The organism is Okeania sp. SIO2F4 (genome assembly GCF_010672385.1).
Taxonomy (GTDB): Bacteria; Cyanobacteriota; Cyanobacteriia; order Cyanobacteriales; family Microcoleaceae; genus Trichodesmium.
Genome location: NZ_JAAHGT010000190.1, coordinates 1 through 12,398 on the forward strand (window position 1 = coordinate 1; position 12,398 = coordinate 12,398).

9 protein-coding genes are annotated in these 12,398 nt (G+C 36.8%); 3 read left to right on the forward strand and 6 right to left on the reverse strand.

What is annotated here, in order from left to right:
* Both F6K22_RS14280 and F6K22_RS14285 read left to right on the forward strand, forming a co-directional pair.
* Positions 1 to 906, forward strand: a 906-nt coding sequence (locus F6K22_RS14280) for an LL-diaminopimelate aminotransferase (RefSeq protein WP_293098690.1), incomplete at its 5' end; no start/stop codon positions are given.
* A 1,328-nt stretch (positions 907 to 2,234) separates the two neighbouring features.
* Complete coding sequence (locus F6K22_RS14285) at positions 2,235 to 3,077, forward strand: NF038130 family PEP-CTERM protein (protein WP_293098692.1); 843 nt, start codon at positions 2,235 to 2,237, stop codon at positions 3,075 to 3,077.
* 31 nt (positions 3,078 to 3,108) lie between these two features.
* On the opposite strand, the gene F6K22_RS14290 is transcribed toward F6K22_RS14285, so the two are convergent.
* The 4 genes from F6K22_RS14290 to F6K22_RS14305 all read right to left on the reverse strand — a co-directional run bounded on the left by F6K22_RS14290 (position 3,109) and on the right by F6K22_RS14305 (position 5,754).
* On the reverse strand, positions 3,109 to 3,507 hold the full coding sequence (locus F6K22_RS14290; protein WP_293098694.1) for a zinc ribbon domain-containing protein: 399 nt from the start codon (positions 3,505 to 3,507) through the stop codon (positions 3,109 to 3,111).
* A 213-nt stretch (positions 3,508 to 3,720) separates the two neighbouring features.
* Entirely contained in the window at positions 3,721 to 3,897 is a 177-nt protein-coding gene (locus F6K22_RS14295; protein WP_293098697.1) for a hypothetical protein, read from the reverse strand.
* Positions 3,898 to 4,333: 436 nt separating this feature from the next.
* Complete coding sequence (locus tag F6K22_RS14300; protein WP_293098710.1) at positions 4,334 to 4,423, reverse strand: helix-turn-helix domain-containing protein; 90 nt, start codon at positions 4,421 to 4,423, stop codon at positions 4,334 to 4,336.
* 953 nt (positions 4,424 to 5,376) lie between these two features.
* Complete coding sequence (locus F6K22_RS14305; RefSeq protein WP_293098699.1) at positions 5,377 to 5,754, reverse strand: hypothetical protein; 378 nt, start codon at positions 5,752 to 5,754, stop codon at positions 5,377 to 5,379.
* A gap of 503 nt (positions 5,755 to 6,257) precedes the next feature.
* Here F6K22_RS14305 and F6K22_RS14310 point away from each other — a divergent pair.
* Positions 6,258 to 7,019 carry an HpsJ family protein gene (locus F6K22_RS14310; RefSeq protein WP_293098701.1) on the forward strand — a complete coding sequence of 254 codons (762 nt, stop codon included), beginning with the start codon at positions 6,258 to 6,260 and terminating at the stop codon, positions 7,017 to 7,019.
* Positions 7,020 to 7,472: 453 nt separating this feature from the next.
* Here the strand turns inward: F6K22_RS14310 and F6K22_RS14315 are convergent, their stop codons facing one another.
* Entirely contained in the window at positions 7,473 to 7,628 is a 156-nt protein-coding gene (locus tag F6K22_RS14315) for a hypothetical protein (RefSeq protein WP_293098704.1), read from the reverse strand.
* 451 nt (positions 7,629 to 8,079) lie between these two features.
* Positions 8,080 to 12,237 carry a response regulator gene (locus F6K22_RS14320; RefSeq protein ID WP_293098707.1) on the reverse strand — a complete coding sequence of 1,386 codons (4,158 nt, stop codon included), beginning with the start codon at positions 12,235 to 12,237 and terminating at the stop codon, positions 8,080 to 8,082.
* Positions 12,238 to 12,398: the final 161 nt, after the last annotated feature.

Consider the following 12,398-nt stretch of genomic DNA (forward strand, 5'->3'; position numbering starts at 1 on the left):
TTGATTGGTTCCCAGGAGGGTACGGCTCATTTACCTTTGGCTGTACTGAATCCTGGGGATTTTGCTTTATTGCAAGACCCTGGTTATCCTTCTCATAGTGGTGGGGTGTATTTGGCGGGGGGTCAGGTTTACCCTATGCCTTTATTGGCAGAGAATAAGTTTTTGCCTGTTTTGGCAGATATTCCTCAATCTGTTTTGGCTCAGGCAAAAATGATGGTTTTGAGTTATCCCCATAATCCGACCACGGCGATCGCTCCTTTATCTTTTCTGGAAGAGGCTGTGGCTTTTTGCCAAAAGTATAATTTGGTCTTAGTTCACGATGCTCCTTATGTGGATTTTGTTTTTGATTCATTTTATGAAGCTCCAGGAAAACAGGCTCTGGCTCCTTCGATTTTTCAAGCTGACCCAGAAAAAACAGTCTCTATAGAATTTTTTACCATGTCTAAGTCCTATAGTATGGGAGGTTTCCGTGTAGGTTATGCTATTGGTAATGCTCAGTTGATTCAGGCTTTGCGACAGGTTAAGGCTTGTATTGACTTTAATCAGTATCGGGGCATTTTCAATGGAGCGATCGCTGCTTTAACTGGTCCACAAGAGGTAGTGAGAGAAACTGTGGACATTTTTCGTCAACGGCGGGACATTTTTGTTGGGGCATTGGAAAAAATTGGTTGGCCTGTGCCAATACCATCGGCTACTATGTATGTTTGGGCAAAGTTGCCGGAATTATGGGCAAATGATTCTGTGGGGTTCTGTGTGGGTCTAGTGGAAAGTACGGGGGTAGCGGTTGCTCCTGGGGCTGGTTTTGGAAAGGCAGGAGAGGGATATGTGAGGTTTGCTTTAGTGCATAAGCCGGAGGTTTTGTCAAGGGCTGTGGAGAAAATTTCGGTATTTTTACTAGGCTCGTAGTATTGCTCTAGCCCCTTAAATATTTAATGGTGATGATAGTAATGGTATTGGAAGTGTGGGGAGTCTGGGGAGTAGGGGAGAAAGATTGTTGTTGGGTTACCCTTACCGAAAAATTAAGGTATAAAGCCTCTTTATTCATGGAGAAGAAAGAAAAAAAATTCCTTGAGCGCCAATCCTATCCGTTATAAGAAGAGGTAATAATTAATAATTAATAATTAATTATTAATTGTTGAAGGGATCTTGCTACGTCCCTCAAACCAACTTACATCTATTGCAACATTTAAGATGAAACAGTCTACTACTCGACTACTGATAATCAGGCTCGTAGTTGGACTAAAGCCCAAAGATACATATTTAGTATCAAATCCAGATGATTAGTAATTGTAAGTCCGCAGCGACTGGAACGAAGTGGAAGGAAGCAATCTCGCGCAACTCCTGAGATTACTTCCTATCATCGCAATGAGGACTGTTAAGCCGGATTCTATTATAAGGGGCTAAAGCCCAACTACAAACAAATAATGTTTTGTCTGAAAAGCTGGGTTAATTATAGCGCTTTTCATTAATGTAGAATACAGAAATTTTTGCTTAAAGGCACTTATGCTGAGGGCAGAAGCGGTGCGACCCCGCGTCGGCGTTAGCGTTAGCGAGAGCTACCGTAGCAAGAGGCAGCTCCTCTGGAAGAGGCAAGACGCAAGCGGTCAGACCCCGCGCCGCCGACAGCTCGCTTGCGGAACGCGCACTCCTGTGAGGGAATGCTGACCAAGAGAGGGAATGCGCACTCCTGTGAGGCAGAAGTTTTGTAGTCTACCTTTTTGAAAACTGCTGTAAGTTTAACAGTAGTCATAGTGGGTGTTTCCAGAGAATGTTTTAGGGAAATACTCACTTTTAATTTGTAGTTAATTGAGATGGAAAAATTTGGTTATTAGTAGAAAGTATTAATTGATTATACTGAGGATTAATTTCTTTGATTAATAATTATTACGTGTAATTACATACGCGATAACAACGTTTTTAGAGGTAGCAAAACTTCACTAAAAGTTCATATAAAACTATAGACATTTGATTTTAAACCTGCTTATAATAAGTTTAAGCGAAAATAAAAAAGCTTAAATGACTGGGAAATAATATAAATCCTAACTATAGGTGCATTCTTAGACAAAAGACTAAATAAAAATCATAAGTATCGGTGATTTGAAACACACATAATATCTTGTTACTTATGGTTTGATGAATTTAATAGATAAATTTCTATTTCATCAGTCGTTTATAAGTTTTTTAGCCTAGCTAATTTTTACAAGACACAAATCAAAATTAAGGAAACAAAAATCATGGCAGGATTAGTAAAGAAATTTTTAGCAAGTGCTTCTGTTGTTGCTGGTATGAGTGCAGTTTTCGGCGCTCCTGCAATGGCTGCTACTTTTAGTCCGATAGGTACAGATTTGATATTGCGCGAACAAGTAGGTACTGGTTTTGAAGTAACTAACGACTTGACTCAGTTAAATTCAATTTTACAAGGAGATAGTTCTAATCCTGGTGGCAACGTAGAGTTAGGTAGTAGCGATACAGGTGGTAATCCACTTGCTGGAGTAGAAGCTGACAATATTCAGGGAGGACCTGCTACATTTACCAATGTGACTGAGAACATTTACAACGATGTTACTTGGCAACAAACTGTTGGTTCAGAATGGTTTGATGATGCCTGGGCACAAACTGCTTTGGCAAGCAGTACTTCTTTCAGAAACACTGCTTATGGTATCTTTATAAGCAATGGGGGATTCGATCTGATTAGCGATCCTAACATCTCTTACATAAACGAAGTTGGTGACGACATTGTGGTTGGTTTAGCAGGTCACTTCAACTTAGCAGATAGATTCAGAAACGTAAACCCAATGTTAGCAAGCTTCTTAGAAGGTGTGCAAATGAGTGAAATTTTTGCATACGAGGTTAATGGAGTTATTGGTTACGGTTGGAGTGACTCTGCTACTGCTAGTGGATTAGCTGACAGTGATGCAGCAGGTTCTTTTAGTGGTAACTATGAAGTTTATATAGATGGTATAACAGGTGAAGTTTTACCTGAACCTCCTGCTGCTACACCTGAGCCTTCTACATTATTAGGTCTAATGGCTATTGGTGGTTTGGTTGCTGCTACTAAGCGTAAGTCTGCAAATTGACATCCTCCCCGGCCTAAAGGCACGGGGATTCCTACCGAGTCGTAGCTCCGATGCGGGTTGACATCTCACAGGCTGCTGCTACTTTGGCAGTAGTCTCATGCTTGAGGACCTGTCCGTTTAATGTCTCGGATTGCCCACCCGCGACTAATATATTTCTTGCTGCATTTTCGTCTCTATCATGCTTACTTCCGCAATTAAGGCATTCCCACTCACGAATTGATAAATCTAATTTTCCACCTTTAAATCTACAACTAGAGCAAGTTTGGGATGTGGGTTCCCAACGGCTAATCAATCTAAAATCACGACCGTATTTTTCAGCAATTCCTTCTAACAGTGTTCGGAACTGTCTCCAACCGTGCATCAGATATGGCTCTAGATAATTTACGGTTTCTAACCATTCCAGAAACGTTTTCTTCGGAATGCTTCGCAAACAAATCCTCTAAAATAATTGTTTGGTTTTCACGAATTATTTCAGTAGATAATTTATGTAGAAAATCTGTTAAGCGTATCTTTGAGTTTGGCATGAAATTTAGCTATTCTCAATCTAGCTTTTTGAGATCGATTTGTACCTCTAGTTTTCTTGGATAATGACTTACTTAGTTTTCGGTACTTCTTAATTCGTTTCTTTAGTGGTTTTGGTGCATCAATTTTTTGACCATGTACGGACGCCCTTATGCAACGTCCCTACCGTAGCAAAAGTTTTAATTCCTAAATCTATACCTACTGAATTATTAGTTTTAGGTAAGGTTTCAGGCAAAATTTCTACCACAAAACTTAAGAAATATCTGGTAGGGGCATCTATGCGAATCGCCCCTACCATCTTTGATTACTGTTACTGATGATGGAACATTAGGTAGCTCCCTTGACCACACAATTTTCAGCTTTCCAATCTTGGCGTTGCTAGGGACTTTATGCTGACCAACCTTAAATCCACATGCATGTAAACCTAGCTGTTTGCTTTGACTTTCTACTCTTAAATCGCGGAGCGTTGCGAGGAACGAAGCAATCTGGAGGTCTTACAGGTTTACCTTTTCTGTTGCCTTGAGTTGATTTAAAAAAGTTTTGTAGGGGCGAATGGCCATTCGCCCCTACGGTTTAAATCGTTTAAAGATTGCTGCAATGGAATAGTAGAAACTTCTGATAACCACTCTCTATCTTCAGTTTTTTGTAGGGGCGATTCGCATAGATGCCCCTGCGTAATAAACTGTTTTTGTAGCTGTGAGTTAACAGGCTTCTTCTCTCCAGATTTGTACTTTTCAAAGGCAGCAAGCTAGACTATCATTCCAGACAACACGGACACAACCAAATAGTTTTGCGCTCTCGGTTTTTTTGCCCTGATGTTGGATATATACGGTACTTGAATCTCGCTTTCATAAAATGACTTTATTACTAACAATATGATAAGATTACCTTTGAAAAAAATCAACTAAAAAGTCGCCCGCTTATGGGCGAGGCTTTAAACCCAATTTTTCGGTAAAGCATTAGAAGTTTCTCTTTTCGTTAGTGAGTATTAAAGTCTGGAATAGGGATAGGGGCGGGTTCCGCGTTAACTTAACAGGGTTTTCTTTCTTGATGAACCACATTGCCATAACCAAAAGCGTGTAGGGAAGTTGCATGTAACGTCCCTACTGTGGTCTCTAGATACACATTTAGCGGGCTAGGGCAGAACTACAAACTAATACTTTTTTATAATTGATTATCCCAACATAGTATTATATCATGTCCGGTTGAATAATTATAATTAGGCTCGTAGTAGGGCTTTAGCCCGAACTAAAGATAGGGCTAAAGCCCTACTACAAACAAAAACTTTTCTTATAACTTATTATCCGTTAGGGTAGCTCCCCTAGAGGAGGCACATAATATTACAGGTAGTTTTTCAGTTGCGTAATTTATTGATAATGGAGCGGGTTTTGATGAATACTATAGCTAATTTATATTTGGGTTAAACCCGCCCCTACTGAGCAATAAAATCAAAAAAAACCAGGAGCCAGAATATATCAAACATTCTGACTTCTAAGTCTTGACATACTCCCGACGTTTCCCTTACGGGAAAACGAGGGATTCTTCAGTCTGGGAAACCCTAACCGCTGCGCATGACAGAGGTGATGTCTTCCCCCTGTATTGACATTGATAATAACAAAATGTACCTAGCTTGTGTCTTGGGCATATGAACAGCTTATGAAGGTATCCGAATCTTTGCCCTGGCTTTCCAATTGCGTCGCTCCCCCACCGGAGAGCGCGGGACTGCCCCGAAGGGAAGTTAAATTCTTTTGTTTGAACGGAGTTATTTAGTTGCCTTTTATTTTAATGGGCAAGTGCCAGTTGTACAACTGTTGTATGCCTCGAAACCTCCTTTATCAATAACACATTGCGCTCCAGCTTGTAAACTCATATTGCCTCCAGCAGTAGCAGCACCACTACACTCGACTAATCCCCAGGCACCTATTTGATTTTGCACACACATTAGATCGGCGGTACAACCTCCAAGGGTTACAGATGTATATTCGTTTAACTCTGTATCTAAACCTAAACTTGCATCACCATAAGAACTTTCATTTGATAGTAACACCATTCCAAGGTCATCTATAGGAACATCAACAACTTCTGCCATACTAGGTACCGCAGCAGATAAAGTTAAAAAAGCTGTAGAAGCGATCGCTGTAAGTAATTTTTTCATGGATATATTTTCCTGTAAATAGTGAACAAAAATTATTGATTATCATAACTTAGATATTTCGCAGCTAATAAGTATTTTTTTTATACTCTCAGTTTCTTAAATAACTAAGTTACTTTAACAACTATAAACTCTAAGTTATTTCAACAATAGAAGAAGCATTAATTACTTTTCAGTTTTAGCCAATTCATACTCTTGTTTTATTACATTTCTATCGTAACTAGAAAAAATAGGATAGTCAACTAGAGTAAATACGCAAATTTTTTTAAAGATAATATGAAGATAAGATTATATGGTAGAAATGATATCTAGATAGATATAGACAGGGCTTAACGAAGTAAGAAGTCAGAAGTCAAAAGTCAGAAGTTGTTTTTGTCAGGGGGATTTAAGCCCCGCTTCAAAAACATTTCGCCTTCAAAGGTGGGGTTGCGCGACCCAATTTTTTTGATCAACTGTGGGCAATTTTTGCTCCAACTAGATTGACGTAAATATTATAAATCTCAACTATGAAAGGAACTAATATCAGTCAAGTACCAGTCCAAGCAGTTAGATTTATGAAACTAGCTGGAATTATCTTGGTACTATTTACCATTATCAACTATGTTTTGCTTCTATTTACTATCAAGATAGGAGATCCAGACTGGAGTCTCAATTTCACAACCACAATAGTAGAAGAAGGTATTGTACCAATTTTAGGAATAGCCTTAATGTTTTGTGCTTATGGCTTTGAAGAAATTATTGGTTTAGCTCCACCACAACCTAAACTTAAGTGGGATAGCTTAAAATTTTGGGTTTATTTATTATCTTTCTTTTTCGGTATCATATTTTTGCTAATTATTCCCCTACATATTAGTAATGCTGTAGCAGTAAGTAATGAAGCAGTGGAAATAGCAAATCAAACTGCCAAAGAAGAAAAAGAAACATTAGCAGAACGTTTAGATGAGCAACAAAATGTAATAGGCGATATGCTCCGGGATAAACAAAAATTAGAGTCATTTACCAGAAAAAGACAATTGAGCGAAGAACAAATAGCTAATTTAGAAAAGTTTAAAAGTAATCCTAATGCTTTTAAAGTAAAAGTAGAAGAAGTTCGCGAAACTCTAACAAAACAAATAGAAAGGAAACAGCAGCGAGAAATACAAAAATCACAACTATCAACTTTTCATTCTAGTATCAAAATAGGTTTAACAAGCTTATTACTGGCAAGTTGTTATTTAACTATTGGTTGGAGTGGGTTTAAAGGCAATAAGCCGAGAAGAGTTCGGTGAATAAATATTGTGAAATTAATGGTGATGGGGGATAGGTTTATTATTATTTATTGTTAGGTATGTAATTGAACGGATAAACCAACCCCTACTGGTTGATTTTTTTGATGAAAAATTGTCGGTGCATTTTGTCATTAATATTGTAGGGGCAGACTCCATCATTGATTTTGATGTTAATAATTGAATTAACTAAACTTGCCCCCAACCCATGAATAAATATTGTGGAATTAATTGTGATGGGGGGTGGGTTTATGACATTTATTGTTGGTTATCGTAATTAATGGATGAATCCACCCCTAGCGGATTAATTTATTAATATTGTAGGGGCAGTTTCTGTAATTAATTTTGATGGTGATAATTAAATTAACTAAACTTGCTCCAAACCTATGAATAAATATTGTGAAATTAATGGCGATCAAGGGGTGTGCTTATTTTATTTATTGTTGGGTATCATAATTAAACGGATGAACCTACTCCTACCGGGTTAATTTTTTTGATGAAAAATTGTCGGTGCATTTTGTCATTAATATTGTAGGGGCAGACTCCATCATTGATTTTGATGTTAATAATTGAATTAACTAAACTTGCCCCCAACTTATGAATAAATCCCATCAACAAAAATTCTACAATTAATAGTGATGGGGGGGTGGGTTTATTTTATTTATTTTTGTGTACCGTAATTCAACGGATGAACCCACCCCTACAGGTTAATTTTTGTGATGAAAAATTGTCTGGGTATTTCGTTATTAATATTGTAGGGGCAGGTTCTGTAATTGATTTTGATAGTAATAATTGAATTAACTAAACCTGCCCCATCACCATGAATCAATATATTGTGAATTAATGGTGATGGGGGGTGGGTTTATTTTATTTATTGTTGGGTATCATAATTAAACGGATGAACCCACCCCTACCAAGTTAATTTTTGTGATGAAAAATTGTCCAGGCATTTCGTGATTAATATTGTAGGGACTGGTTTATCTGAATAATTTGTAACACTATTAACTTAACGCGGAACTCACCCCTAATATTGCCAAATTTTAGATGTGCCATACAACTACTACTATTTCTGTCGCTCTAATTTCAAAGCATTAATAACTTTTTCATACTCAATTTTCACCTCAGCAAAAATCTCTATTGCTTCTGGTGGAGTAGAATTTTCCGACTCATCAGCTAAACGAGCTAATACTTCTAACTCCTGACAAACCTTATACAAAATCATCGCCCCTAAAGTACCACTAATAGACTTCAAAGAATGAGCAGCATTCTTAAGTATTAATGGATTAGCTTGATTAATAGCAATATTAATATTTTCTAGAAGTTCCGGAGAAGTCTCCAAATAAATTTCTATTACTTCATCTAGAGCTTCTACTTCTCTCAAACTTTCTATTACTTTACTCTCAAGGATAGTCTTTTCAGTAGAAGTATTATTATTATTTTCCTCAGTTTGTGTCAAAGTATTTGATTGTGGAAAATTCAGTTTTTCTTTCCCCTCAAAGACCAGAGGTTTACATTTACTCAAAGCTTCAATAAGCTGCTCCATTTGTATAGGTTTACTAATATAATCATCCATTCCCGCAGCTATACATTCCTCGCGGTCGCCCTGCATTGCATTAGCAGTCATAGCAATAATTCGAGGTCTTTCTTGAGAAGCTTTTTCAGGATATTCTGTGGGATTTTCGTATTCTTGCCGAATGCGACGAGATGCTTCGAGACCATCCATCAAAGGCATTTGTACATCCATCAAAACTACATCATAAGGCAAACCAAATACAGCCTCTAAAACTTCTAAACCATTACTAGCAACATCAGCACGATATCCCATCCTTTGTAAAATTTGTAAAGCTACTTTTTGATTAACTAAATGGTCATCAGCTAATAATATTCTTAGGGGTAATTGTTCTGCCAATAAAGGAATTGCTTCAGTATTCCATTTACTATTATTTGTGACTCTAACTTGAATACCTTGACCAGAAAAAATATTTAGTAAGATTTCATAAAGCTGAGACTGTTTGACAGGTTTATTAATAACTGCTGCAAATAATTGATTAGAAAGATTAATTTCTTGCTTACCTAAAGAAGAGAGAAGTACCAGAGGTAAATCCTGATAAATTTGATTTTGATGAATTTTTGTGGCTAAAGTTAAACCGTCAATTTCTGGCATTTGCATATCTACAATTGCCACATCAAACTGATTTTCTGTTGCCATTAATTCTAAAGCATGATTAGCATTTTCAGCAGTGCTGACTATCATCCCCCAAGATTCAGTTTGTTTTAACAAAATTTTTCTATTCGTACTATTATCATCAACAATTAGTATTCTTTTATCTACTAAATTATGCTGACTACCATCTAAATAATTAGTTTCAATTAATTTATCTTTAACAGTCTGAATACTAGATTTATTGACTATCGTAAAATAGAAAGTTGAACCAAATTTTTCATTTATATTAGCAGACTTTTGATCTAAAGTAGATAATCTATAACCTGCTGGGGGAGTTCCGCCAATTACACCCATACTCTCAACCCACATCTGACCACCCATCATTTCAGCTAATTTTTTACTAATAACTAATCCTAAACCTGTACCCCCATATTCTCGACTGGTAGAAGAATCAACTTGACTAAAAGACTTAAATAAACGATTCATACGACTCGCAGGAATGCCAATACCTGTATCTTTAACTGAAAATTGTATTTCATACACAGGCCAAATATCACAAATATTAGATTCGGAAATATTTTCTGCTGCTAAATTTTGTAAATTTTGTTCTGTTTCTAGCCTTCTGCCACTAACAGAAACTAATACCTCACCATGAGAAGTAAATTTCACAGCATTACTCAAGAGATTCACTAAAATTTGACGTACCCTAGTAATATCTCCGATAACCATAGTTGGAGTTTCTGGGTCAATAAAATAGGCAAGCTCTAATCCTTGCTCAGAAGCTTTTGCTGCTAATAAATCAATCGATTCTTCCAGACAAGTTTGTAAATCAAAAGGATGTTCTTCTAAGTCTAATTTTTCTGATTCTATTTTGGAGAAATCAAGTATATCGTTAATCAGTGATAGTAAAGCATCACCACTACTACGAATAGTCTCAACAAAATCTTTTTGGTCTGATTTTAGAGGAGTATCTAATAGTAAACCAGTCATACCAATAACTGCATTCATTGGAGTTCTAATTTCATGGCTCATAGTTGCTAGAAATTCACTTTTAGCTCTAGTAGCAGCTAGTGCTTCATCTCTAGCTTTTTCTAGATCCCGCGCCGTTTTTTGACGCTCTAATTCTCCACTTATCCACTGCGCCATTAGTTTTAATAATTCTTGATCTACAGCTTTAAAAGGTTCGCTGAGAGCTTGAGGACTCCAGAAATTAAGAGTACCGTAAACTGAACCTCCTAGCATAATTGGCGCTCCCATATATGCTTCGATGGGAAAAGCCATATCTATGGTGCTATAAAAACCCGAATACTTGATAGATTCAAAACATATTGTTTCTTCTCCTATGGCTGCAAAAATAAAAGTTTTTTCTAAGTCGAATTTTTGTCCTGGAGAAATAGAATTATCGGGACTTTTAGCTGCGACAATAGTATATTGATTATCCTCAATTCGAGACAATACTCCTATTTCTAAACCAAACTTTTCACACCCCATTTCTAATAATTGTTGGAGGCGATGATTAAAACAAGAACTCAGACAATTATCTGGATTTTTATGTTGATAAGGAGTGGAAGTTATTTGATATAGTCTCCGAATAGCTGCTTCACTTTCTTGCAATTCTTCTTCTCTTTGTTTACGGTCAGAAATGTCACGAGAAACTGCAATAATTTCTTGTACTTTCCCAGTTTCAGGATGGCGAATTGTCCGAGCGGTAGTTTCAAACCAAATATATCTACCATCTTGATGAAGAATGCGGTAGGAAAGAGTATAGTTTACTGGGTTTTTGAGAATAGTATAATAAGCTTTGACAAGTCGTCTAGTATCTTCAGGTGCAAAAAATTGCTCTGGATGAGTACCCACAAGTTCCGATGGAGAATATCCCATGAGACTACGACAAGCAGGTGACACATGAAGAAAAACACCATCCCAAGAATGACGAGAAATCATATCAGTGGAGTTTTCTGCCATTAGTCGATAGCGCTCTTCACTCTCTTGACAGTCAGATTGAGAATTTTCTAATGCTTCAAGCATTTTGTTCATAGTCTCTGCCAAACTAGACAACTCATCATTCCCTGCCATTGATACACGGGTTGAAAGGTCTGCACTGGAAGCTATTTTATTTACTACTTTGCTGAATTGCGAAATACGGGAGACGACCAATTTTTCTATAACTGCAATTGTCACCACACAAAAAACCAAACCTACTATTACCCATGAAAGAATAAAGTAACCCCAGAGCGATCGACCGTGGTGGTGAATTATTCGATCTATTTCTACTTGTAAAATTAGAGCAGGTTGATTATAGATATCTTTGATAATTGTGTAGCCAGCTATTTTATTAGACCTAACGGGTTGTACGACTATTTCTGAAGTTTTCAGTTGCTGATTAGTTTGTAGGGAAAGGGAATTATTTTCCCACCGACTCAAAGTTAGTGATAATTTTGTAGATTCAGCTAACGTGGCTATTGTTGTATTATCTAAGTAACGTCCAACAATTAAAGTATCTTTGCTCAAACCTTCTTTTTCATTGGTAATAGAAGTAGCAGCAATTAGAAGAGGTGCTTCTGGTAAAATAATAATACCTGTTTTGGGAAAATTATTTTCCTCCTCTAGATTTTGAACTAGAAGTAGATGTTTTTTTAAGCTTTCAGGTATTAGTATTTCTGTTTGTTTATCTCGATCAAATCCTTGACTAAATAAAATTTCTCCTTGAGAATTCAATCGTAATATTAAGTTAAGTTTTTGATTAATAAAAAAGTTTTTAATTAAATTGAAATTAATCAATTTCTCTATAGCTAAGTTAACATCAGGTTCTAGTTTATTCTTATTAGCAAATTTTTTTGATAATAACAATATTGTATCCTGTTTGACTATGGCAGATAAATTGGACAACTGCTCATCTAGTTCATGTAATCCTCTCGCAACATCTAGACGAACATAATCTGCCTCCAAATCTTGGAAGTCATAAAGCAACATCATTGATGCTGTGGTACACAAGACCACTATAAGACTAGCGATCGCCGTACTAATAACTATTAGTGTCTTTTGACGAAGTTTCATCGGGTTGTTCCCTATTGCTACTATTCAGCAACCATCCACCCATTTTTATTACTCTTGTTGGAGCATAAAAATTGTGGATTAGGAATTTGCTTTTTTCTGACAGCTATCACCCCAGCCATAATTGTCTGTAGAAATTTTTCCTTGCATCAAATAGTTTCCTA